Origin of the sequence: Amaricoccus macauensis, assembly GCF_014201905.1 — a bacterium.
Taxonomy (GTDB): Bacteria; Pseudomonadota; Alphaproteobacteria; order Rhodobacterales; family Rhodobacteraceae; genus Amaricoccus; species Amaricoccus macauensis.
The window spans coordinates 708,126-730,650 of record NZ_JACHFM010000002.1; the positions used below are offsets into that span (position 1 = coordinate 708,126).

A 22,525-nucleotide genomic window follows, 5' to 3' on the forward strand; every position below is an offset into this window, starting at 1 on the left:
TTGCCTCGGGGCATTGGAGGACGGTCATGGGCGCAACGGTGGTCTGCTGCGGGTCGGCGACTTGCGACGTGCTTTATCAGGTCGAGAGGTTGCCGCTCGGACCGGGAAAAATCCTGCCGAAAGCCATGCTCGAGGTCGCTCATGGCATGGCAACGAGCGCCGCGACCGCGGTGGCGCGCCTCGGCGGACGCGCGCGGCTGATCGCGAGGATCGGCGACGATCACCGCGGCCGGTGCTTTCTGCAGGAGATCGGCGAGGCTGGTGTCGACTGCACGATGGTGCGCTCCGTCCTCGGGGTGTCGTCGCCGGTGTCCGCGGTGCTGATCGATGCCGAGGGCGAAAGGGTGGTCGTGCCCTGGTACAGTCCCGCACTCGGGAGCGACACCGACTGGATCCCGCTCGACGCGGTGGCGGCGGCGGATGCGGCGCTCGTGGATGTTCGCTGGCCCGAAGGCGCGGCAGCCGTGCTCGACGCCGCCCGATTGGCGGGGAAGCCGGCGGTGCTTGACGGCGACGTGGGGCCTCCGGACGTGGTTCTCGATCTCGCCGCGCGGGCAAGCCATGCGATCTTTTCCGAGCCAGCGGCGCTGCTCTGCGTCGGCGGTGCCTCGATCGATGAAGCGCTGCGCGCACTCGGGGCGCGGCTTCCCGGTTTCGTCGCGGTGACGGCGGGCGCGGAGGGCTGCTACTGGCTGGCGGGGGACGAGGTGCGCCAGCTCCGACCGCCGGCGATCGAAGCGGTCGACACCCTCGCCGCCGGCGATGTCTTCCACGGCGCCTTTGCGCTGGCCCTCGCAGAGGGCAAGGGCGAGGTGACGGCGCTTGCATTCGCCAATGTCGCGGCGTCGCTGAAATGTCGCCACTTCGGTGGCCGCCTCGGCGCGCCGGAGCGGGCCGAGGTCGAGGCGCTTCTCGTCAGCTGAGCGCGAGCCCGCGGGTGATGAGGCCGTGCGTGATCGAGCCGGTCGCAGGCACCAGCGGGATCAGGCACGCCTGCAGCGCGTGGTAGAGATCGGGCTTGCCGGCAAACAGCGGATTGGTGCCGTCGTTGTACGGCTGGGGATACCAGCCGCCGCTCGCCCGGTCGATGAGCTCGGTGGCGACGAAATCCCAGATCCGCCGATACCAGATCTCATAGTCCGCCGACGGGCGGAGTGCGTTCAGGAACGCGCTCGCGCCGATCCCCTCGGCCGCGGGCCACCAGAGCCGGTTCTTCAGGCGCGGCGCCCCGGTCCAGTCGAGGGTGTAGACAAAGCCCCCGCGCGGATCCCAGGCGTCCGTCGTCGCCCGCAGGAACAGCGCCTCGGCCGCGTCCGGCAGCCAGTCGAGCCGCTCCTCGCCGAGCTGCCAGAGCTGGAGCAGGAGGCGGGTCCATTCGAGCGAGTGACCGGGCGTGGTGCCATAGGGCCGGAAGACGTCGCCGTTCGAGTAGTCGGGGTCCGGGCGCCAGTCGGTGTCGAAGTGTTCAAGCACCCGCCATCCGTTCTCGGCTGCGGTCATGGCGATGACGCGGGTGGCGATGCGCTCGGCCATGGCGAGATATTCCGCGTCCCGGGTGGCCTCGAAGGCCGCCATCAGCGCCTCGGTCATGTGCATGTTGGAGTTCTGGCCGCGATAGCCGCTCACCGGGCTCCAGTCGGCGGCAAACTCCTCGGCGACGGCTCCGTGGGTTTCCTCCCAGAACCGCTGACGGATCACCTCCGAGACGTCGGCGAGCAGCCGGTCGGCGTCCGGGTGGCCCGCGACCTTCGCCGAGGACGCAGCGAGAAGCACGAAGGCGTGGCCGTAAGCCTGCTTCGATGCGTCGCCGCCCTCGGTCGCATCCCAGCGATAGCCGCCGCGGGCGTCGTCCCGGTGGGCCGACCAGAGATAGCTCATACCGTGATCGATGAACCGCTCCGCGCCCGGCCGGCCGAGCAGGCGGGCAATGGCAAAGCAGTGGACGAGCCGCGTCACGGTGTGGAGCTGCCGCTGGTCGCTGTCGAGCGGTCGACCGCGATCGTCGAGTGTGAAGAAGCCACCCTTCGGATCGATGCTGCAGGGCTCGAAGAATTCGAAGAGCGCGTTCGTCTGATCGAGGAGCCAGAGGCGGTGGTAGGGCAGGGTCGTCCAGATGAGCGAACTCATGGGGGGTCCTTCGAAAAGCGGCGTCCGGGCTGGACCATGTCCCGAAGCGCGGCGCGCGTCGAGGGGTTGGTTGCTCCGCCGCTCGGGCGCGTGCTAGCGAGGGGAAAACCTTTGGGAGGAACAAGATGAAGGTTCTGGTGATCGGCGCCGCCGGTATGGTCGGCACGAAGCTCGCGCGCTCGTTCGGCACGGATCGCGCAGCCGATGTCGACAGCATCCGGCTCGTCGACGTCGTCGTACCGAGCGTGCCGGCCGAGCTCGCCGCCACGGACATCGCGACGGAAACGGGCGTTCTCGACTTGCGCGATGTCGCCGCAGTCACGTCCGTGCTCGCCGACCGGCCGGACGTCATCTTCCATCTCGCAGCGATCGTTTCCGGCGAGGCCGAGGCTGATCTCGAGAAGGGATACGCCGTCAACTTCGACGGCACGCGCAACCTCTTCGACGCGATCCGCGCGCTCGACGGCTACTGCCCGCGCGTCGTCTTCACCTCGTCGATCGCGGTCTTCGGCGCGCCGTTCCCGGACGCCATCCCGGACGACTATCACCTGACCCCGCTCACGAGCTACGGCACCCAGAAGGCCATGGGGGAACTGATGCTCGCGGACTATTCCCGCCGGGGCTTTCTCGACGGCATCGGCATCCGCCTGCCGACGATCAACATCCGCCCGGGCAAGCCCAACAAGGCGGCGTCGGGGTTCTTCTCCGGCATCCTGCGCGAGCCGCTGGTCGGACAGGAGGCGGTGTTGCCGGTGGATGACTCCGTGCGCCACTGGCACGCGAGCCCGCGTGCCGCCATCGGGTTCCTGCGCCATGCCATGACGCTCGACACCGCCCCGCTCGGCGCGCGGCGCAGCCTCACCATGCCGGGCCTTTCGGCCACGGTCGGCGAACAGATCGAGGCGCTGCGCCGGGCGGCCGGCGACGACGCGGTCGCGCTCATCCGCCGCGAGCCGGACGCGACGATCCGCAGCATCGTCGCCGGCTGGCCGACGCGCTTCGACGCGGCGCGCGCCACGGCGCTCGGCTTCAGGGCGGAAAGCTCGTTCGACGAAATCATCGCCGTGCACGTCGCGGACGAGCTTGGCGGCCGGATCGGCCCGCGTTGACATCCTCCCGCCCTCGCCCGAGATTCGGGCGAGGGCATTCGGGGGAGATGGACATGGGTTTCAGGGCGATCGTGGTCGACAAGGACGCCGACGGACGGACCCACGCGGCGGTGCGCGAGATCGGACTCGAAGATCTCCCCGAGGGCGAGGTCACCGTCGCCGTCGAATACTCGACCCTCAATTACAAGGACGGCCTCTGCCTCGGCCCGGGCGCCGGGCTGGTGCGGAAGTATCCGCACGTGCCCGGCGTGGACTTCGCCGGGCGGGTCGAGGCATCGTCCGATCCGAGGTACCAGCCCGGGGATGCGGTGGTCCTGACCGGCTGGCGGGTCGGCGAAGCGCACTGGGGCGGCTACGCCCAGAAGGCCCGGGTCAAGGCCGACTGGCTGGTGCCGCTGCCCGAGGGGTTGACGCTCGCGCGCTCCATGGCGATCGGCACCGCCGGGCTGACGGCGATGCTCGCGGTGATGGCGCTCGAAGAACAGGGCCTCCGGCCGGGGCAGGGGCCGGTTCTGGTGACCGGCGCGGCCGGCGGTGTCGGCTCGGTCGCCGTGGCGCTGCTGGCGACCGCGGGGTACGACGTGGTGGCAGTGACCGGCCGGCCGGAGACCGCCGCCTATCTCACCGAGCTTGGCGCGACGCGCATCCTGCCGCGGGACGAGATCGCCGAGCCGATCGCACGCCCCCTCGAGTCGGAGAGCTGGGCGGGCGCGGTCGACTGCGTTGGCGGCGCGATGCTGTCGCGGGTGACGAAGCAGCTCAAATACGGCGCCTCGGTCGCCTGCCTCGGCAACGCCGGCGGCCTTGACGTGCCGCTCAGTGTCATCCCGCTGCTCCTGCGCGGCATCAGGCTCATCGGCATCGACAGCGTGCTGAAGCCTTTCGATGCACGCCAGCGGGCCTGGGAGCGCATCGTGCAGGATCTCGACATGGAGAAGCTCGACGCCATGACCCGTCGCGTCGGCCTCGCCGAGGTGCCGGCCCTCGGCGCCGAGATCCTGCGCGGCGGGGTGCGCGGCCGCATCCTCGTCGACGTCGCCGCCTGACCGCCGATACCGCCTGACCGCCGATACCGCTTGACCGCAGTCGGCGCGCGCGCCGGTTAAGGTCTCGTTCATCAAGGTTGCCGATAGAGAACCGAAGGCCGCGACAGGCGGCGGCAGGCAGACGGGCGGTGACTTTCATGGCTTCAGGCGGTGTTCTCGCGCAGAAGCTCAAGCAGCGGGGGATCGCGCGCTCGCCGCTTCCCGACAGCGAATTCGTCGGTCAGGCGTTCGCCCGGCAGATCGAACGGGCGTTCCGGCCGCTTCTGAAGGCGCCGGTGGGCGCGGTGCTGATCGACGGGCGCACGGTCAAGGTCGCCGAGGCGCTTCAGGGCGTCCCCGTGCCGGCGATGCTCTGCCTCGTGGGCATGGAGGGCACCAAGGGCCAGGGGCTCCTGATGCTCGACAGCGATCTTGCCTATCATCTCGTCGATCTCATGCTGGGCGGTGATGCGTCGGTCGCGCCGATGCCGCTCGCGCGAACCTTCACGGCGATCGACATGGCGCTCTGCGGGCTCGCCCAGACGGCGGCGCTCGCTGCGATCGGCGATGCACTCGCCGCGGCTTTCGGGCGGCCGCTCCAGGCGGGCTTCCAGATCGCCGGTCAGATGCAGGACGTCGGTCAGGTGCGCCTCGCCGCGCCGCACGTCGATCTGCTCGTCTACAGCGTGGCGCTCGACATCGGCTCGGCGGCGCGCTCCGGTGTCCTGAACCTGATGCTGCCGCTCGGGATGCTCGACGTGGTCTGCGCGGCGATGCAGACCAAGGCCGACGCGCTGCCGCCAGACGAAGCGACCGATCTCTGGCGCGTACAGATGGGCCGGGCGGCCATCCTCGCCCCGGTGGTGCTCGACGCGGTGCTGCACACGCAGCGCATGTCCGTCAATGCCGCCCTCGCACTGAAGGTCGGTGACGTCATCGAGGTGCCGCCCGGGGCGGTGAGCGAGGTCCGGCTCCTCCTCGACCAGCGCGGCGGCAAATGCGCCCAGCTTGCGACCGGCCGGCTTGGCGCCTATCGCGGTGCGAAGGTCGTGAAGCTCGACGGCGCGCTCGATCCCCGCGTTGGCGAGCACGTGCGTCGGGCGCTGCGCCGCAGTTAAGCAAGTGAAAAGATTGCCGCGCCGCCGGATGGCGCCGGTCGCGGCGCGGGGCTAGTCTCCGCCGCATGCGGTGGCTCCTCATCCTTTTCGTCTCGGCCGGTCTCGGGTTGCTGGCGGGCCCGGGTCGGGCGGTGACCGTGGACGCTGGTGTCACGGGGCCGTCGCCCATGCCCCGGCCGATCCTTGTCGCCGACGCCGCGTCCGTCCCTGCCGGCTCCGGCGATGCGGCAAGCCTCTGCCGCACGATCGAGGCGGCCGCGCGGGAGAGCGCGCTCGACGCCGGGTTCTTCGCGCGCCTGCTCTGGAAGGAAAGCCTGTTCCTCCCCGGCGCGGTCAGCCCGGCCGGGGCGCAGGGGATCGCGCAGTTCATGCCGGATACCGCGAAACTCCGCGGGCTCGCGGACGCCTTCGAGCCAGAGGCGGCCCTTCGCGCGTCCGCCGCCTATCTCTCCGAGCTCGCCGACGACTACGGCAACCTCGGCCTCGCGGCTGCAGCCTACAACGGCGGCGAGGCACGGCTCGATCGGTTCCTTGCGGCAAAGGCCGACCTGCCTGCCGAGACCCGTGCCTACGTGCAGGCGATCACCGGGTATTCGGTGGAGGTCTGGCGCGACTCGCCTCCCGCGGCGGTCGATCTGGCGCTGGAGGGCGAGAGCTTCCAGCCGGCTTGCCTCGCGCTCACGGCGACGAGGGGCAAGACGACGACGCGGGCGCGCCCGGTCCTGCCGTGGGGCGTCGTCATCGCGACGAACCGGGAGCTTTCGGGCGCCGAGCGGCAGGTGGGGCGGCTCAGGAACCGTTTCGGCGCGGTGCTCGGGCCCGAGGCGGTGGCCTACACCAGCGGATGGCGGCCGGGAATGTCGCGCCTGCTCCACTATGCGCAGGTCGGCCGAAAGACCCGGGACGAGGCGAAGGCGTTCTGCGACCGGCTGCTGCGGGCGGGTGGCGACTGCATGGTCCTGCGGAACTGATCCGGCGCGCCGCGGGTCGTCGTCAGGGCATCGCGTGAGCGGCCGCCGCCCGCCGCAGCTTCTTTCCCTCCGCGCTCGGCAGCCAGACGGTGAAGGTGCTGCCCTTGCCCTGACTCGAGGTGATCTCAAGCCGCCCTTCGTGGCGGTTCAGGATGTGCTTGACGATGGCGAGGCCAAGACCGGTGCCGCCCTTGTTCCGGCTCGATGTAACGCTGACACGGTAGAAACGTTCGGTAAGTCGCGGAATATGCTCACGTTCGATCCCCGGCCCGCTGTCGGTGATCGCAATGCCGAAGCGTCCGGGGTTGGCCTTGCCGGGCCTCGCGCGTTCGACGCGGACGGTGCCGCCGGCGCCGCCGTACTTCATCGCGTTGTCAATCAGGTTGGTGAAGACCTGCGTCAGCTGGTCAGGATCGCAGATCACCGGGCTGCCGCCGGCCTCGAGCGCCACCTGCAGGTCGATCTGGCCCCGGACCGCCATCGGCATCAGCGCGGCGGCGGTCTCGGCGGCGATGTCCTCGAGCGAGCGGACCTCGCTCGGACGGAGATGCTCGGTCATCTCGATACGCCCGAGCGACATGAGATCATCGACCAGCCGCTGCATCCGGCCGGCCTCGCGCGCCATGATCCCGAGGAAGCGTTCCCGCGCCTCCGGGTCGTCACGGGCGTGATTCTGCAGGGTTTCGATGTAGCCGATCACCGAAGCGAGGGGCGTCCTCAGCTCGTGGCTCGCGTTCGCGATGAAGTCGGACCGCATCTGCTCGGTGCGCCGGGCTTCGGTGCGGTCGTTGATCTGCACGAGGGCGAGCGGCTCGGTGCCGAAGGCGCCGCCCGAGGGAAGCAGGGCGATCCGCGCCTCGATGAATCGCTCGTTCTTGTCGTGGAGCGAGAAGCTCACCGATCGCTCCGCACCATCCGAGAGCGTCGCGGACAGCGCCTCGACAAAGGCAGGCGCGCGAATCAGATGGGCCACGTGGCTGCCGATCTGCAGGCGCGGCAGGGCCTGGTGCGCGGACGGATTGGCGTATTGAACCCTTCCGCTGGCGGCCACGAGAATGAGCGGCGTCGGAAGTCGCGCCAGCAAGGTCTGGCCGGCGCCCGGGGCCATCACCGGGGCGGGCTCGGGCAGCACAGGTGATTTTCGGACCGTTTCCTCGGCGGGTTCCCGCGTGGTCGCGGCCGCAAGCGCCGCCGCCGCCGCCGCGGCCCCGATTGCGAAAGCCGAGAGGGGGGTCAGGGCCCCTGTGGCGGCAAGGGCCGAGAGGGCGCCCACGCCGAGCGCGAACACAGGAAGTAACCACCTCGGCACGTACGTCCATCCGGCTCGTTGCGTCGCAGGCATACCAGAGCCATCCGCGGTTAAGAACCCCGACAGGGAGATTGTATCTGCCTCTGGATGTCATATTTCAGGATACGAAGGAGAGCGTCCGATGATCCGCTACGCACTGCGCTGCGAGAACGCACACAGCTTCGAATCCTGGTTCGGCTCCAGTGCGGATTTCGACCGGCTGCAGGCCGGCGGTCTCGTCGCGTGCGCGGTCTGCGGCAGCTCGGCCGTGGTGAAGGAACTGATGGCGCCCTCGGTCGCGACGGCGGCGGCGACGGAGCGCCCGCTTTCCACGCCCGCGTCTCCGGCGGAACAGGCCCTTACCGAGCTTCGCCGGAAGATCGAGGCGGAGTCCGAAGATGTCGGCCGTGAATTCGCGCGCGAGGCGCGGCGTATCCACGACGGCGACGCGCCGGCGCGTCCGATCATCGGTGAGGCCCGTCCGGCGGAGGCGAAGGCGCTGCTCGACGACGGCATCGCCGTGGCACCGCTTCCCTGGTCCTCTCGTCGCACCAGCTGAGCCGGCCACACGCAGGGGAGCAATCGACGTTTGCCTTGCGGCCTCGCGGAGGCATCGTTAATGAGGCGCGGTCAAGCGACCGGAAGCCCCTCAAGATGCCTCGCCTTGTGATGAAATTCGGCGGCACGTCCGTCGCCGACCTCGACCGTATCCGCAACGCGGCGACTCGGGTGAAACGCGAGGTCGACCGCGGCTTCGATGTCGCGGTGGTGGTTTCGGCGATGGCGGGCAAGACCAACGAGCTCGTTGGCTGGGTCCGCCAGACGTCGCTGCTCTACGATGCGCGCGAGTATGATGCCGTGGTCTCCTCCGGTGAGAACGTCACCGCCGGGCTGATGGCGCTCACCTTGCAGGAAATGGGCGTGCCGGCGCGAAGCTGGCAGGGCTGGCAGGTGCCGCTGCGCACCAACGCGAGCCACGGCTCGGCGCGCATCGTCTCGATCGACACCGAGGCGCTCGAGAAGAAGTTCGGCGAGGGGCTCCACGCGGTGATCGCGGGCTTCCAGGGCCTGAGCCCGGAGGGGCGCATCACCACGCTCGGTCGTGGCGGTTCGGATACGTCGGCGGTTGCCTTCGCCGCGGCCCTCGGGGCGGAGCGGTGCGACATCTACACCGACGTCGATGGGGTCTACACCACCGACCCCCGGATCACCCGCAAGGCGCGCAAGCTTGAGCGGATCGCCTACGAGGAGATGCTCGAACTCGCCTCGCTCGGCGCCAAGGTGCTGCAGACCCGTTCGGTCGAGCTCGCCATGCGCTACAAGGTCAAGCTGCAGGTGCTGTCGAGTTTCTCGGACGTGCCCGGAACCATCGTCTGCGACGAGGAGGAGATCATGGAATCGCGTGTGGTCAGCGGCATCGCCCATTCCCGTGACGAGGCCAAGGTAACGGTGATCGGCGTTCCCGACCGCCCGGGCATCGCCGCCGCGCTGTTCGGCGCGCTGGCCGAGGGCGGTGTCAACGTCGACATGATCGTGCAGAACATCAGCGCGGACGGTCGCACCGACATGACCTTCTCCTGCCCGGTCGACGAGGTTCCGCGCGCGAGGGTGGCCATCGACGCGGCGAAAGCTTCGGGCGCGCTCGATTTCACCGGGCTCGACGTGGATGAGGACGTCTCGAAGGTGTCGATCGTCGGCATCGGGATGCGCAGCCAGACCGGCGTGGCGCACCGGATGTTCCAGGCGCTGGCCCGCGACGGCGTTAACATCAAGGTCATCACCACGTCCGAGATCAAGGTGTCGGTGCTCATCGACCGCAAATATCTGGAACTCGCGGTGCAGGCGCTCCATGATGCATTCGAGCTGGAAAAGATCAGCTGATCTCGGCAGGCCCGGATCACGATGACATACGCGAAGGCGGTTGACAGCCGCGTGCTTCTGACCCGTTTGCGCGCCACGCTGGCTGAATCCGGCGATGGCCAGGAACGGCTCGACCGCATCGTGCGCCTCGTCGCAGACGGGCTGGCGACCGAGGTCTGTTCGGTCTACCTCCGCCGGGACGACATTCTGGAGCTCAGCTCGACCGAGGGTCTGAACCCCGGATCGGTCCACACCTCGCGGCTGCGGGTGGGGCAGGGGCTCGTCGGGGTCATCGCCGAGACGGCGGAGCCGATCAACACCCGCGACGCCTCGCGCACCCGCGGATTCCGCTACCTGCCGGAGACCGGCGAGGAGATCTTCTCCAGCTTCCTCGGCGTGCCGATCCAGCGGCTCGGCGAGGTGCTCGGCGTCCTCGTCATCCAGAATCGCGAGCCGCGGGAATACAGCGACGACGAGGTCTACGCGCTTGAGGTCGTCGCGATGGTCATCGCCGAGATGGCCGAGCTCGGCGCCTTCGTCGGCCCCGGGCCGATGGAGGGCGCGCGGCCGCACCGCCTGCCGTTCTTCGTGCGCGGGCTCGTGGGACAGGAAGGCGTCGCCGAGGGCACGGTGGTGCTGCACGATCCACAGATCATCATCTCCGACCCGATCAGCGACAACCCGGACCGGGAGCGGTTGCGGCTTCACTCCGGGATCGAGGCGCTGCGGGCCGAGGTCGACGAGATGCTCGCGGCCGACTACCTCACCGCGACCGGCGACCACCGCGACGTGCTGAACGCCTATCGGATGTTCGCCTACGACAAGGGCTGGGTGCGGCGGATGGAGGCCTCGATCGACACCGGCCTCGCCGCCGAGGTCGCGGTCGAAAAGGAACAGTCGGCGACCCGGGGGCGCATGTCCCGCTCGTCCGATCCCTACCTGCGCGAGCGCCTGCACGATCTCGACGACCTGTCGAACCGGCTGCTGCGGCTGCTCTCGGGCGACCAGAGAAACGGCCACGAGTTGCCCGACGACGCAATCCTCGTGGCGCGCAACATCGGACCGGGCGAACTCCTCGACTACGGCCGCAGCTTGCGCGGAGTCGTGCTCGAAGAGGGCTCTGTCGGCAGCCATGCCGCGATCGTTGCCCGCGCGCTGGCGATCCCGCTCGTCATCCACGCGTCGCGCATCACCCGAGAGGCGATGCCCGGCGACAAGATCCTCGTCGACGGTGATCAGGGTGCGGTCCACCTGCGTCCGGAGGAGACCGTCGCCAAGGCCTTCCGCGAGAAGGTCGACATGCTGGCCGAGGCGCAGACCGCCTATGCCGCGCTGCGCGACAAACCCGCCACCACCCGCGACGGCACGACCCTTTCGCTCTACATGAATGCCGGGCTGATGGCCGACCTGCCGAGCCTGCCGAAGTGCGGCGCGACCGGGGTCGGCCTCTTCCGCACCGAGCTCCAGTTCCTGATCCGCACCACGGTGCCGAAACGGACCGAGCTCGCGGCGCTCTACTCGCGGATCCTCGACGCCGCGCACGAGCGGCCGGTGGTCTTCCGCACCCTCGACATCGGTTCGGACAAGGTCGTGCCCTACATGAAGCGCACCGACGAGCCGAACCCTGCCCTCGGCTGGCGGGCGATCCGCGTCGGGCTCGATCGTCCCGGGATGCTGCGCATGCAGATCCAGGCGTTGATCCGTGGTGCGAAGGGACGTGCGCTCAGCATCATGTTCCCGTTCGTCGCGGAGGCCCGGGAGTTTCATGCCGCACGGGAGGTGATGGAACGCGAACTCGTGCGCGAGCGCCAGCTCGGCAACGCGATACCGGCCTCCCTGAAGGTCGGCGCGATGCTTGAGACCCCGAGCCTTGCCTATGCGCCCGATTCCTTCTTCGAGCAGGTGGATTTCCTGTCGATCGGCGGCAACGATCTGAAGCAGTTCTTTTTCGCGGCCGACCGGGAAAACGAGCTCGTTCGCCGACGCTACGACATGCTGTCCTCGAGCTTTCTCGATTTCATCGAACACATCGTCGGCCGCTGTTCCAGGCACGGCACGTCGCTGTCCTTCTGCGGCGAGGACGCCGGGCGGCCGATCGAGGCGCTTGCGCTCGCCGCGATCGGTCTGCGCAGCCTCTCCATGCGGCCGGCGTCAATCGGTCCGGTGAAGGCGCTCCTGCGTCAGTCCGACCTCGTCAGCGCCCGCGCCACCATCGACGCGGCCCGCCGCGAGGGCGTGCCGAGCGTGCGGCCGGCGCTCGAGGCATGGTTGCAGAGATCCGGGATTCCCCACTGATCCCCCAAACCCGCACGACCGGGCATTTCCCATCAACCGTCAATTTCATGGAGACTGGCCAATGATTTATGCAATTACATTGCTGTTTCTCTGTCAGCTCGCAGGCGAAGTGATCGTCCAGGCGATCGGCATCACCTTTCCAGGGCCGGTTCTGGGAATGGGGCTGCTGTTTCTGGTTCTCTTTCTCAGGAGGGGATCGACCGAGGCGTTCGACGGGGTGGCGGACACACTCCTGAAGAACCTGTCGTTGCTCTTCGTGCCGGCCGCGGTCGGCGTGGTGCAGCAGATCGATCTCATCCAGGAGAACTGGCTTGCGATCTCGGCCGCGCTCATCGTCTCCACCGTGCTGACGCTCATCGTCACGGTCTATGTCTTCCGCTTCGTGGCGCAGTGGACGCGGGGGACCGAGGCATGACGAATACCCCTGACGTCTATCGGATCTGGGTCTATCTCTATCAGACGCCGCTGCTGTGGCTGAGCGCGACGCTCATCGCCTACGCGATCGGTGACGCGATCAGCCAGGCCCTGCGCCGTCATCCGGTGGCAAACCCGGTGGTGATCGCCGCGGGGCTCCTGATCCTGCTCCTCGGCCTGACCGGCACGCCCTATCAGGTCTACTTCGAGGGCGCGCAGTTCGTGCACTTCCTGCTCGGCCCGGCCACCGTCGCGCTCGGCCTGCCGCTCTGGCGCAATCGCAAGGCCGTGCGGCGCGACCTGCTGCCGATGTGTGCCGCGCTGATTGCCGGATCGCTGACCGCGATCATTTCCGCGGTGGGGATCGCATGGATCTTTGGCGCGCCGGGGGAAATCCTCGCCTCGCTCGCGCCGAAATCCGTCACCGCGCCGATTGCCATGGCGTTGACGCAGGTGCTTGGCGGCATTCCGGCGCTGGCCGCCGTTCTCGTGGTCCTGACCGGGATCGTCGGATCGGTGATCGTCACGCCGCTGATGAACGCGTTGCGGATCCGGGACTACGCGGCGCGCGGCTTTGCCGTCGGGGTCGCGAGCCACGGCATCGGCACCGCGCGCGCCTTTCAGGTGAGCGAGGAGGCCGGCACCTTCGCCGGCATCGCCATGGGCCTGAACGGCGCGCTCACGTCACTGGTGTTCCTGGTGCTGCCGCTCTTCCTCTGAGCGTCAGCGGCCGCGTGTCAGTGCCGGCAGGAGCCGGCGGAGCGACCCGGGGCGATACCCCGGGTCCGCGTGCCAGCGCCGGACCGCCGCCTCGGCAAGCTCGGCGAGCCGTGAGGGGCCGGTCCGGTCGTGGGTGTCGAGCGCAAGCAGGCGCCCGAGGATCGAGGGTCGCGGCCGGGCTCTGAGGGGTCCGAAGGGGTTGCGCGCCTGTCGCCAGTCGGTGAGCGCGGCCTGGTCGAGGGCAAGCCCCGCTGCCGCCGCGCCCTCGGCGATCCAGACCAGCGCGTCGTCGGAAAGCTCGGTCACCGGCCCGCCGCCACCGACCGAAGCATGGTCACCCGGAAACCAGCGCTGCGCATAGGCGAGCCGGCCGGCACCGAGGTTCAGGGCACGAATGTTCGCCCAGAGCGTCGGCGGAAAGGTCCGCCGGCGCTCGTCGATCGCAACGGCGTGGCGCGCGGCCCGCACCAGCCGCGAGAGTGAGGTGTCGTGGAACGCGAGTCCGCGGTTCAGCCGCGCGGCGAGTGTGAAGTGGCTCGGAATGCCGAGTGCGCCGACCGTATCCCAGACCCCGAGATAGGCAATGGCAAGCGGCACACCGGGGGTGAGACCGGACGCGACACGCCGGTCGGCTTCGCGCGGGCTCGTCGTTACATGGGCGGAGAGCCGGGCGCGAAACGCCATCGCCGCCTGCCCGTCGGCGCCGCCGATTGCCATTCTCCGACGATAGAGCCCGATGGCGTCGGGGATCGCGGGCGCGTTCCGGCGCTCGAGGATGCCGGATGTCCGCAACAATCCGGCGAGCGAGCGGGCCATGAAGGCGCCGCGCGAGAAGCCGAGCAGGTGGATCTCGTCCCCGGGCGCGTAAGTGAGTACGAGAAAGCGATAGGCCTCTTCCAGCGTCGTCATCAGTCCGAGCCCAAGCGTGCCGCCAAGCACCCGGTCGACGCCCTGCGCGAGGTAGCCGGTGCCGCGGCCGCTGCCCACGCCGTCAAGGTGGCAGGTGATCTGCGACACGCCGCCGGGACCAACCGGCAGCACGGCACGGGCGAGTTTCGCGACGTTGGTCGGAAAGGCTGCGTCGAGCCGGTTCCAGGTGCCGTCGCAGGCGATGACGATGCGTTTCATGGTGCGCTTTCGGTCTGGGGGACCGCGCACGGGGGGGGGGGAGGGCTGCTCCGAGGGCGCGATCGGGATTGTCGCGGAAACTCGGGGTGTGCTTCCCGGAAGGCCGGGAAGCGGGACGGTACGGCGAAAGCCTTAAGCCGGTGTGATCACAGCGACGGATTCCGCCGGGTCGAACAGGTCGATCCGACGCGGATTGATCCGTCTGAGGTCACCCTTGCGCAGGGTGACGCCGTGGCGGTCGAAGAAGTCAAGGATCTGGATCGCCACCTTGCGCCCGTTCTGCATCCGGTCGCGAAAGCGCGCGGCGACAAACCAGCCATCGGCGGTCTCTTCCGCTGCCTCAGCGGCGAGGCGGACCATCTCGGCGGTGGTCGTGCGCAGGAAGAAGTGATCGTGCGCGATCTCGTCGACCCGTCCCGCGCGGGCGCAGAGCTTCAGGACGCGGCGCACCTCGCCCTCGGGCGTCCCTGTCTCGGTCGCGAAGTCGCGCACCCGGGGCGGGCGGAAGCGTGCGTCGCCGCCAAGCTCCGGCGCGATGTCCTGCCAAAGCGCCTCGTCCACCGCTGAAAGCCGTGCCACATGCTCGGGCAGCCGGACAAAGGCGCCTTCGAGCACCAGCCGGCCGGCCTCCGCCTCCTGACGCAGGAACGCGGGAAAGATCCCGCCGGGCAGCCTCGGCTCCAGCGCAAGCCGCAGCCTCTCGCGGCCAAGGCCCTGCAACTCGGGGTTCGTCTCGTGAAACCCGGCGAGCCGCTCGGTCAGCGACTGGCGCAAGGCGGCGAGGGTGGCCGGCGCGAGCACCACCTGACCGATCCGCTCGGTGCCGGCCGCCGCCCGGGTTGCCTCCGCCTCCGGGAGCGCGCGGTCCCGGATGAAGTCGGGCAGGATCACGAAATGCGGCGGCGCGGCCAGCAGACGCGTCAACGCCTCGCGTGGGTCCGGCGTTTTGGCGGCAGCGAGGTGGGCCAGCCGCTCGGGCGTGCGACGCCGGCGCTGCGGCCCGCGCAGGTCGAGAAACCGCCCGCCGCCGATGGTGCGGGTCGCGGAAGCGTCGCGCAGCACGAAGCGGTCGGGCACCGCAGCGGCAATCGGCCGGGCGAGCACCAGTTGCACCGGACCAGCCGCCCCCGGCTCGATCGGTGCGCCGAGCGGTACCACGCGGGCGGAAATCCCCACGGAGCCGGTGTGGAGATGCACCGGCGCCGAGTCCGCGAGCGGCCGCGGCTCGCTCGCCAGCAGCCGGAGTTCCGCGTCGATGCGATCGGTGGGCGCGTGCAGCGCCGGGGCGATCACCATGTCTCCCCGCGAGATCGCCGCCCGCCCGATCCGCTCACCCGCAAGGCCGAGCGCGCATCGCTCGCCCGCCCGGCCGTACTCGACGACGCGGTTCTGCGCGTGGATCGAGCGCACCCGCGCGGGCAGGCCGGTGGGGCTCAGGAGCACCTCATCGCCGATCGAGACACGGCCAGCGAGCACCGTGCCGGTGACGATGGTCCCGGCACCGGTCAGCGTGAAGGCTCGGTCCACCGGCAGCCGCAGCGGCCCGTCGTCGCTGCGCAGCGCGATGCCGCGCTCCGCCGCCGCGAGACATGCGCCGAGCGCGCCAAGGCCCTCGCCCGTCACCGTCGAGACCGGCAGCACGGGCGCGTCCGCCAGTGCCGTACCGGCCAGCGTCTGGTGGATGTCGGCGGTGACCGCCGCGCGCCTGTCCTTGTCGGCGAGATCGGCCTTGGTGAGCGCAACCGCGCCGCGCGCGATGCCGAGAAGATCGAGGATCGCCAGATGCTCGCGGGTCTGCGGCATCACTCCGTCGTCAGCCGCGACCACGATCAGCGCGAAGTCGATGCCGCCGGCGCCCGCGAGCATGGTGTGGATCAGTCGCTCATGCCCGGGCACGTCCACGAAACCGGTGACGCCGCCGGCCCCGAGGTCGGTATAGGCGAAACCGAGCTCGATGGTGATGCCGCGCGCCTTCTCCTCCTTCAGCCGGTCGGCATCGACCCCGGTCAGCGCCCGCACCAGCGCGGTCTTGCCGTGGTCGATATGACCGGCCGTGCCGACGATCATTCCAGCGCCGCCAGCAGGCCTTCCGGGTCGGTGAGGCATCGCAGGTCAAGCAGCATCGCACCATCGCGGATCCGGCCGAGCACCGGGCGGGGCAGGGCGCGCAACCGCGCCGCCAGCGCCTCCGGGTCACCACCCCCGAGCCTGAGGCCCGCGCTCGGCAGCGACTCGACCGGCAGCGCGCCGGAGCCCACCTGACTGGCGCAGTCCACCACCTCGACCGGCACCCCGAGCCGCCCGGCGACGCCGGGCGCGAGCCGCTCCGCCAGCGCGCGGATCTCGGCGTGCGGCCGCCCGAGCAGGCGCAGCGTCGGCATCCGCTCGGCCAGCCGGTCCGGGTCGCGGTAGAGCCGCAGCGTCGCCTCCAGTGCCGCGATGCGGATCTTGTCGAGCCGGAGCGCGCGCTTCAGCGGGTTGCGGTTGATCGCCGCGATCAGGTCGGCACGCCCGACGATGAACCCGGCCTGCGGCCCGCCGAGCAGCTTGTCGCCGGAAAACGTCACCAGATCGGCCGCCGCGGCCGCCTCGCGAACCGTCGGCTCACCGGGGATGCCAAAAGCGCTGAGATCGATCAGCGTCCCCGAACCGAGATCGTTCATCAGCGGGATTTCCAGATGGCGGCCGATGGCGGCAAGCTGGTCGGGCGACACCTCGGCGGTGAACCCCTCGATGCGGTAGTTCGACGGGTGGACCTTCAGCAGCAGCGCGGTCTCCGGCCCGATCGCCGCCTGATAGTCGCGGGCGTGGGTGCGGTTCGTGGTGCCGACCTCGCGCAGCCGCACGCCGGCCCGCTCCATGATGTCGGGCATCCGGAACGCGCCGCCGATCTCGATCAGCTCTCCGCGCGACACGATCGCCTCGCGACCCTCCGCGAGCGTGTTGAGCGCGATCAGCACAGCGGCGGCGTTGTTGTTGACGACGGTGGCGTCTTCCGCGCCGGTCAGCTCGCGCAGGAGGCTGCGCAGGTGGTTGTCCCGCTCGCCCCGGCGCCCGGCTTCAAGGTCGAGCTCCAGCGCCACGGGCTCGCGCATTGCCGCCACCGCGGCCTCGATCGCCGCCTCTGCGAGCAGCGCCCGGCCCAGATTGGTGTGCAGCACCGTGCCGGTCAGGTTGAAGACCGGCCGGAGCGTCGAGGGCACGTCGAGCCGGGCGGCAAGCGCCGCGGCCAGGCCGCCCGGCGGCATCGCCCCGGCGCGGATATCGTCGAGCAACGCGCGCAGCGCCTCGGTCACCGGAACCCGGCCGTGCCGTTCCACGAGGGCCGCGCCCTCCGGCGAACGGAGCACCCGGTCGACCGAAGGCAGGGAACGCTTGTCCATGGTCAGACGCCTGTCAGGAACGGATCGAAGCCGGCGCGCCGCCAGTCGGAGTCGGCCATGAGGATGTCGAGGCCGAGGCTTGCCACATCGTCAGCAATTGGTTCCAGCGCGGTGTCGTGTGTGGCGTAGAGGATTTTCACCCACGAGCGGCATTCGTCACAGACCTCGGCCTTGATCACCGCATCTTCGCCAGTCGCGCGGTAGCTGATGCCCTTGGTGGTGCCGCAGGCCAGGCACTTGATCCGCACTTCGTTCCAGAGCGTGCAGCAGATGCCGCAGGCGGCATAGCGCGCGCCCTCCGCCCGCTTGTCGCCAACGACGATCGAGCTTGCCGGCCGGCTGCCGCAGCAGGGACAGAGCCCGACCCGCACCGGCCGGAGGTGCTTCGCATCAAGCGTCGCGGCAAGCCGGCTCGCATGGACCTGAACCGCCGCGGCGGCAAAGAGCGCCGGACCGGCGTCCTCGCCTGCAACCTCCCCGGCCAGCACCTGCGCGAGAATGTCGGTGCGTGCCTCGCGATCGGCGCCCGCGAGCGCCCGCCGCGCGGCATCCGCCGCGTCAGGCATCGGGACCACCGCCACGCGCTCGAGCAGGCGGTCGAGGATCGCGTCAAGGTCCGGCGCCTCGGCCAGACCCATGCGGTCGATCGGCGGCATCGCCCCGGCAATCGCCTGCGCGACGGCATCCTCGGGGAGCGGCTCCACCGGAGCCAGTTCCCGGACCAACACCGCCTGACAGGCGACGATCTGCGCGAGAAAGCCGAGATAGGGACCAAGCCGCGACCCGTCCGCGAGAAAGCGCAGCCGCTCGGCCCGCCTGTCGAAGACCGCGCCCGGATCAGGCAGCATCACGAACGGCGGCTCGGGGATCACTCCGAGCCGGGTCGTCTTCAGGTCATCCGCCATGCCACCTCCGGGCCGAACCGGCCACCTGCGCGCCACCCGATCACGTTGCGGGCCGCGATTACTCTGCCGGACCCTTCCGATCGAGTCGAGCCAGCTCGCGCAGCCACTTGCGGTGATGCCGCCACGCCCAGCCCCCGGTCACGGTGCCCCGCGTCATGGCGCGCAGCGTCCCGCGCGTCCAGATCGCTGCATAGACATGCAGGATCCACGTCAGGATGATCAGGACCGCCGCGATCGCGTGCACCATCGTCGCGATCCGTCGCACTTGAATCGTCACCAGCCCATCGAAGTAGCGCTGCCACATCATGAAGCCGGTGACGATCAGCACGATGATGAGCACCGTCATCGCCCAGAACACGAACTTCTGGCCGGCATTGTACTTGCCGAGCTCGGGCAGATCCTCTTCCTTGCCGGCGACCACTTCCCTGACGTTCTCGATCCAGACCGCGTCCTCGCGGCGCGGCAGGTTCAGGCGAACCATCCGGAAGAACAGTCCGAGGAAGCTCACGAACAGCACGACGCCGATCCACGGGTGGACCACCCGGGCCGTCTGGCCGCCGCCGAAGAGGTCGGTCAGGAAGTAGAGCCACGGGTGGAAGAACCCGAGACCCGAGATCAGCAGCAGGATGAGGCACGCGGCCGTCAGCCAGTGATTTGCTCGCGTGAACGGGCCGTAGCGGTGCACGATGACGGGCAACCGGCTCTCGATGCGGTCACCGGACTGGGAATAGACGCGTTCCATCAGGGCCGCTCCTCATCCACCAGACGCTGCGCTTCCTCGCGGTCGCGGCCAGTCACCTCGTTCGGCCTGCCGAAGAACCCGTGCAGCGCCGCGCCGACCGCCATGACGCCGATGGCGGCAAGGCCCACGGTCTTCGTCACGCCCTTCCACGCCTCGACGACGGGCGAGATCCGCGGATCCGCCGGCAGGTCGGCATAGATCTCGGGCTTGTCCGCGTGCTGGAGCACGTACATGACGTGCGTGCCGCCAACGCCCTGCGGGTCGTAGAGCCCGGCGTTCTCGAAGCCGCGCGTCTTGAGCTCGGCGATCCGCTCCTCGGCAAACGCCTGCATCTCCTCCTTCGGGCCGAAGGTGATGCACTCGGTCGGACAGGCCTTGGCGCAGGCCGGGCCCTGACCCACCGCCACCCGGTCCACGCAGAGCGTGCACTTGTACGCGACGTTCGTGACCTTGGAGATGCGCGGGATGTCGAACGGGCACCCCGAGATGCAGTAGCCGCAGCCGATGCAGTTCTCGTGGATGAAGTCGACGATGCCGTTCGAGTATTGCACGATCGCGCCCGGGGCGGGGCAGGCTTTCAGGCACCCCGGATCCTCGCAGTGCATGCAGCCGTCTTTGCGGATCAGCCACTCGAGGTTGTTCGTCTCCGGGTTCTCCCACTCGGTGAACCGCATGAGCGTGAACATCTCCGGCGTGAGATCATGCGGGTTCGTGTAGGATCCCACATTCTCCTCGATCGCCGGATGTGTGTCGTTCCACTCGATACAGGCCGATTGACACGCCTTGCAGCCAATGCACCTCGAGACGTCGATGAGCTTCGCCACCTTGGTAAGCTGCCGGGTTGGTTCCGGCAGGTCGGTGGTGGCCGAGCGGCGGATGACGTCGCTCGGCAGCAGGTTTGACTCGAGCGGCTCGACGGGCGGATTGCTGGCCGCGGTCAGCGGTTCGGGTGCTGTCGTCATGCGACCGGCCCCTCCTTTGGCGCCGTGGATTTCTCGATGTTGACGAGGAACGCCTTGAACTCCGGCGTTTCCACGTTCGCATCACCCACGAACGGCGTGAGCGAGTTGGGACCGAAGCCCTTCCGCGCCGCGCCGATGAAGCCCCAGTGCAGCGGAATGCCGACAACATGCACGGTCTTGCCGTCGCAGGTCAGCGGCTTCAGCCGCTTGGTCACCACGGCCTTGGCCTTCACCGAGCCACGGTTCGACCAGACGCGCACCCAGTCGCCGCCCTTGATGCCCTTCTCCTCGCCGAGCTGCTCGGAGACTTCCACGAAGAACTGTGGCTGAAGCACGGAGTTCACCGCGTTGTTCTTCGTCCAGTAATGGAAGTGCTCCGTCAGACGGTAGGAGGTCGCCACGTGCGGGAACTGTTCCGACGTGCCGAACTGGGCCGCGTCGTCGGCGAAGACCCGGGCCACCGGGTTGCCGACGATCTTCGGGTTGATGACGTTCGGCACCGGCGTTTCGAAGGGCTCCATGTGCGTCGGGAACGGCCCGTCGCGCAGCATGCCGCGGGAGAAGAGGCGGCTCACGCCCTCCGCGTTCATGATGAACGGCATCACCGTGCCCGGCGCGGAGGTCGGCGCGATGTCGGGCACGTCGTAGCCCGTCCACTTCTCCCCGTTCCACTCCATGAGCTTGCGGCTCGGATCCCAGGGCTTGCCCGCCATGTCGGCGGAGGCCCGGTTGTAGAGGATCCGCCGGTTCAGCGGCCAGGCGAACGACCACCCGAGATAGGCACCTGTGGAATCCGGGTCGTTGTTGTCCCGGAGCGCCATGTTGTTGCCCTTCTCGTTCCAGCAGCCGGAATAGATCCAGCAGCCGGACGTGGTGGAGCCATCGTCGCGGATCTGGCTGAAGTTCAGGAGCTGCTGACCAGCCTCGACCAGGGTCTTGGTGGGGTCGGTCGCATCCATCACCGGCGTCAGAGCCCGGCCGTTGATCTCCTTCGCCAGTTCTTCAGGGCTCGGCTCGCCCTCGTCGGCATACTCCCACGACAGGTTCACGATCGGATCGGGGAACACACCGCCCTCCGTCCGGTAGAGCTCGCGGATCCGCAGGAAGATTTGCGCCATGATCCACGTGTCGTGCTTGGCCTCACCGGGAGGCGTGCCCCCCGCCCAGTGCCACTGGATCCACCGGCCGGAACTGGTGAGCGAGCCCTCGTCCTCCGCGAAGCAGGTGGACGGCAGCTGCAGCACCTCGGTCTGGATCGCCGCGCTGTCGACGTTGTTGAAGTCGCCGTGATTTTCCCAGAACCGCGCCGTCTCGGTCTCGAGCGGATCGATTGTCACCAGCAGCTTCAGCTTCGAGAGCGCGCTCGTCAGCTTTCCCCGGTTCGGGAACGCCAGCAGCGGGTTGAACCCCTGGCAGAAGTAGACGTTCACCTTGCCCGAGTTCATGAGCTCGAACATCCGCAGGATGTCGTAGTTTGGCACGTCGAGCTTGGTCAGGTAGTGATACGCCCAGTCGTTTTCCGCCGTCGCGTGATCGCCCCACATGGACTTCATGAAGGAGACCATGAACTTGCGGTAGTTCTGCCAGTAGCTCGTCTGGTTCGGCTGGAGCGGCTTGAACGCCCGCGTGCTCATGTAGGTCTCGAAGTCGGTTTCCTTCTCCGTCGGCACGTTGAGATAGCCGGGGAGGAGGTTGGACATGAGCCCGATGTCGGTCAGCCCCTGAATGTTCGAGTGACCGCGCAGCGCATTCATGCCGCCGCCGCGCACGCCGATGTTGCCGAGAATGAGCTGCAGCATCGCCATGCCACGGATGTTCTGCGACCCCTTCGAGTGCTGTGTCCATCCGAGCGCGTACATCGACGTCATGGTCTTCGTCGGCGTCGAGCATTCGCCGATCATCTCGGCGATCTTCAGGAACTTGTCCTTCGGCGTGCCGCAGATCCGCTCCACCATCTCGGGAGTGTAGATCGAGACGTGCTGCTTCAGCAGGTTCCAGACACAGCGCGGGTCCTGCAGCGTCGGGTCGGTGCGGGCAAAGCCGTCCTCGCCGATCTGGTAGTCCCAGGACGAGCGGTCATAGTCGCGCTTCTCGGCGTCGTAGCCGACGAAAAGCCCGTCCTCCCAGCCGTATTCGTCCTTCACCAGCAGGGCGGCGTTCGTGAAGTTCTTCACGTACTCCCACTGCACCTTGTCGTTCTCGATGCACCAGCGGATCATGCCCATCAGGAAGGCGATGTCCGAGCCGGGACGGATCGGCGCATAGACGTCAGCGACCGACGCTGTCCGGGTAAAGCGCGGATCGACGACGATCAGCCGGGCGCCGCGATGCGCCTTCGCCTCCGTCACCCACTTGAAGCCGCACGGGTGCGCTTCCGCCGCATTGCCGCCCATCACGATCACCAGGTCGGTGTTCTTGATGTCGGTCCAGGAGTTCGTCATCGCGCCACGGCCAAAGGTTGGGCCCAAACTGGACACC

General features: G+C 69.0%; 19 protein-coding genes. 10 read left to right on the forward strand and 9 right to left on the reverse strand.

The genetic code is table 11. The annotated features are described in order from the left end of the window. The first annotated feature begins 26 nt into the window (after window positions 1–26). Window positions 27–923 (forward strand): PfkB family carbohydrate kinase, encoded by an 897-nt coding sequence (locus tag HNP73_RS10890; RefSeq protein WP_184148823.1) that lies wholly within the window; start codon window positions 27–29, stop codon window positions 921–923. Here HNP73_RS10890 and HNP73_RS10895 read toward each other — a convergent pair. Next, on the reverse strand, window positions 916–2,127 hold the full coding sequence (locus tag HNP73_RS10895; RefSeq protein WP_184148825.1) for an AGE family epimerase/isomerase: 1,212 nt from the start codon (window positions 2,125–2,127) through the stop codon (window positions 916–918). The genes HNP73_RS10890 and HNP73_RS10895 overlap by 8 nt on opposite strands. Before the next feature lie 125 nt (window positions 2,128–2,252). Here HNP73_RS10895 and denD point away from each other — a divergent pair, with 125 nt between their 5' ends. From denD to HNP73_RS10915, 4 genes are all read left to right on the forward strand, one after another. Then, complete coding sequence (gene denD, locus HNP73_RS10900) at window positions 2,253–3,236, forward strand: D-erythronate dehydrogenase (protein WP_184148827.1); 984 nt, start codon at window positions 2,253–2,255, stop codon at window positions 3,234–3,236. A 53-nt stretch (window positions 3,237–3,289) separates the two neighbouring features. Then, on the forward strand, window positions 3,290–4,282 hold the full coding sequence (locus HNP73_RS10905) for an MDR family oxidoreductase (RefSeq protein WP_184148829.1): 993 nt from the start codon (window positions 3,290–3,292) through the stop codon (window positions 4,280–4,282). Window positions 4,283–4,419: 137 nt separating this feature from the next. Beyond that, a complete protein-coding gene (locus HNP73_RS10910) occupies window positions 4,420–5,379 on the forward strand; it encodes a FliM/FliN family flagellar motor switch protein (RefSeq protein WP_184148831.1) in 960 nt (319 codons plus the stop codon). Between the two features lie 65 nt (window positions 5,380–5,444). After that, complete coding sequence (locus tag HNP73_RS10915; RefSeq protein WP_184148833.1) at window positions 5,445–6,350, forward strand: lytic transglycosylase domain-containing protein; 906 nt, start codon at window positions 5,445–5,447, stop codon at window positions 6,348–6,350. Window positions 6,351–6,372: 22 nt separating this feature from the next. Here the strand turns inward: HNP73_RS10915 and HNP73_RS10920 are convergent, their stop codons facing one another. Further along, a complete protein-coding gene (locus HNP73_RS10920; RefSeq protein ID WP_184148836.1) occupies window positions 6,373–7,638 on the reverse strand; it encodes an ATP-binding protein in 1,266 nt (421 codons plus the stop codon). Window positions 7,639–7,780: 142 nt separating this feature from the next. Here HNP73_RS10920 and HNP73_RS10925 point away from each other — a divergent pair, with 142 nt between their 5' ends. The 5 genes from HNP73_RS10925 to HNP73_RS10945 all read left to right on the forward strand — a co-directional run bounded on the left by HNP73_RS10925 (window position 7,781) and on the right by HNP73_RS10945 (window position 12,927). Then, window positions 7,781–8,197, forward strand: a complete 417-nt coding sequence (locus HNP73_RS10925) for a DUF1178 family protein (RefSeq protein WP_184148839.1) — start codon at window positions 7,781–7,783, stop codon at window positions 8,195–8,197. A gap of 95 nt (window positions 8,198–8,292) precedes the next feature. Continuing rightward, entirely contained in the window at window positions 8,293–9,519 is a 1,227-nt protein-coding gene (locus HNP73_RS10930) for an aspartate kinase (RefSeq protein WP_184148842.1), read from the forward strand. A 21-nt stretch (window positions 9,520–9,540) separates the two neighbouring features. Beyond that, a complete protein-coding gene (gene ptsP, locus HNP73_RS10935) occupies window positions 9,541–11,793 on the forward strand; it encodes a phosphoenolpyruvate--protein phosphotransferase (RefSeq protein WP_184148845.1) in 2,253 nt (750 codons plus the stop codon). A 61-nt stretch (window positions 11,794–11,854) separates the two neighbouring features. After that, a complete protein-coding gene (locus HNP73_RS10940; RefSeq protein WP_184148848.1) occupies window positions 11,855–12,208 on the forward strand; it encodes a CidA/LrgA family protein in 354 nt (117 codons plus the stop codon). Further along, window positions 12,205–12,927, forward strand: a complete 723-nt coding sequence (locus HNP73_RS10945; protein WP_184148851.1) for an LrgB family protein — start codon at window positions 12,205–12,207, stop codon at window positions 12,925–12,927. The genes HNP73_RS10940 and HNP73_RS10945 overlap by 4 nt, the downstream gene beginning before the upstream one ends. Before the next feature lie 3 nt (window positions 12,928–12,930). Here HNP73_RS10945 and HNP73_RS10950 read toward each other — a convergent pair whose 3' ends face one another. From HNP73_RS10950 to fdnG, 7 genes are all read right to left on the reverse strand, one after another. Beyond that, a complete protein-coding gene (locus HNP73_RS10950; protein ID WP_184148854.1) occupies window positions 12,931–14,055 on the reverse strand; it encodes a DUF2235 domain-containing protein in 1,125 nt (374 codons plus the stop codon). Window positions 14,056–14,187: 132 nt separating this feature from the next. Then, the gene (selB, locus tag HNP73_RS10955) at window positions 14,188–16,122 is read right to left on the reverse strand and encodes a selenocysteine-specific translation elongation factor (RefSeq protein ID WP_184148857.1); all 1,935 of its coding nucleotides are present in this window, start codon (window positions 16,120–16,122) and stop codon (window positions 14,188–14,190) included. Then, on the reverse strand, window positions 16,119–17,438 hold the full coding sequence (selA, locus tag HNP73_RS10960) for an L-seryl-tRNA(Sec) selenium transferase (RefSeq protein ID WP_184148860.1): 1,320 nt from the start codon (window positions 17,436–17,438) through the stop codon (window positions 16,119–16,121). Before selA ends, selB begins: the two co-directional genes overlap by 4 nt. Window positions 17,439–17,440: 2 nt before the next feature. Next, a complete protein-coding gene (fdhE, locus tag HNP73_RS10965) occupies window positions 17,441–18,343 on the reverse strand; it encodes a formate dehydrogenase accessory protein FdhE (RefSeq protein WP_184148863.1) in 903 nt (300 codons plus the stop codon). A gap of 58 nt (window positions 18,344–18,401) precedes the next feature. Further along, window positions 18,402–19,085, reverse strand: coding sequence for a formate dehydrogenase subunit gamma (locus HNP73_RS10970; RefSeq protein ID WP_184148866.1), 684 nt, complete (start codon window positions 19,083–19,085; stop codon window positions 18,402–18,404). Further along, window positions 19,085–20,047 carry a formate dehydrogenase subunit beta gene (gene fdxH, locus HNP73_RS10975; protein ID WP_184148869.1) on the reverse strand — a complete coding sequence of 321 codons (963 nt, stop codon included), beginning with the start codon at window positions 20,045–20,047 and terminating at the stop codon, window positions 19,085–19,087. The genes HNP73_RS10970 and fdxH overlap by 1 nt, the downstream gene beginning before the upstream one ends. Continuing rightward, window positions 20,044–22,524, reverse strand: a complete 2,481-nt coding sequence (gene fdnG, locus HNP73_RS10980) for a formate dehydrogenase-N subunit alpha (RefSeq protein ID WP_484477028.1) — start codon at window positions 22,522–22,524, stop codon at window positions 20,044–20,046. Before fdnG ends, fdxH begins: the two co-directional genes overlap by 4 nt. Window position 22,525: the final 1 nt, after the last annotated feature.

What these genes read in the sequence shown, in the direction of transcription:
- HNP73_RS10890 (WP_184148823.1), top strand. Translation starts at nt 27, where the DNA reads ATGGGCGCAACGGTGGTCTGCTGCGGGTCGGCGACTTGCGACGTGCTT.
- HNP73_RS10895 (WP_184148825.1), bottom strand. Translation starts at nt 2,127, where the DNA reads ATGAGTTCGCTCATCTGGACGACCCTGCCCTACCACCGCCTCTGGCTC.
- denD (WP_184148827.1), top strand. Translation starts at nt 2,253, where the DNA reads ATGAAGGTTCTGGTGATCGGCGCCGCCGGTATGGTCGGCACGAAGCTC.
- HNP73_RS10905 (WP_184148829.1), top strand. Translation starts at nt 3,290, where the DNA reads ATGGGTTTCAGGGCGATCGTGGTCGACAAGGACGCCGACGGACGGACC.
- HNP73_RS10910 (WP_184148831.1), top strand. Translation starts at nt 4,420, where the DNA reads ATGGCTTCAGGCGGTGTTCTCGCGCAGAAGCTCAAGCAGCGGGGGATC.
- HNP73_RS10915 (WP_184148833.1), top strand. Translation starts at nt 5,445, where the DNA reads ATGCGGTGGCTCCTCATCCTTTTCGTCTCGGCCGGTCTCGGGTTGCTG.
- HNP73_RS10925 (WP_184148839.1), top strand. Translation starts at nt 7,781, where the DNA reads ATGATCCGCTACGCACTGCGCTGCGAGAACGCACACAGCTTCGAATCC.
- HNP73_RS10930 (WP_184148842.1), top strand. Translation starts at nt 8,293, where the DNA reads ATGCCTCGCCTTGTGATGAAATTCGGCGGCACGTCCGTCGCCGACCTC.
- ptsP (WP_184148845.1), top strand. Translation starts at nt 9,541, where the DNA reads ATGACATACGCGAAGGCGGTTGACAGCCGCGTGCTTCTGACCCGTTTG.
- HNP73_RS10940 (WP_184148848.1), top strand. Translation starts at nt 11,855, where the DNA reads ATGATTTATGCAATTACATTGCTGTTTCTCTGTCAGCTCGCAGGCGAA.
- HNP73_RS10945 (WP_184148851.1), top strand. Translation starts at nt 12,205, where the DNA reads ATGACGAATACCCCTGACGTCTATCGGATCTGGGTCTATCTCTATCAG.
- HNP73_RS10950 (WP_184148854.1), bottom strand. Translation starts at nt 14,055, where the DNA reads ATGAAACGCATCGTCATCGCCTGCGACGGCACCTGGAACCGGCTCGAC.
- selB (WP_184148857.1), bottom strand. Translation starts at nt 16,122, where the DNA reads ATGATCGTCGGCACGGCCGGTCATATCGACCACGGCAAGACCGCGCTG.
- selA (WP_184148860.1), bottom strand. Translation starts at nt 17,438, where the DNA reads ATGGACAAGCGTTCCCTGCCTTCGGTCGACCGGGTGCTCCGTTCGCCG.
- fdhE (WP_184148863.1), bottom strand. Translation starts at nt 18,343, where the DNA reads ATGGCGGATGACCTGAAGACGACCCGGCTCGGAGTGATCCCCGAGCCG.
- HNP73_RS10970 (WP_184148866.1), bottom strand. Translation starts at nt 19,085, where the DNA reads ATGGAACGCGTCTATTCCCAGTCCGGTGACCGCATCGAGAGCCGGTTG.
- fdxH (WP_184148869.1), bottom strand. Translation starts at nt 20,047, where the DNA reads ATGACGACAGCACCCGAACCGCTGACCGCGGCCAGCAATCCGCCCGTC.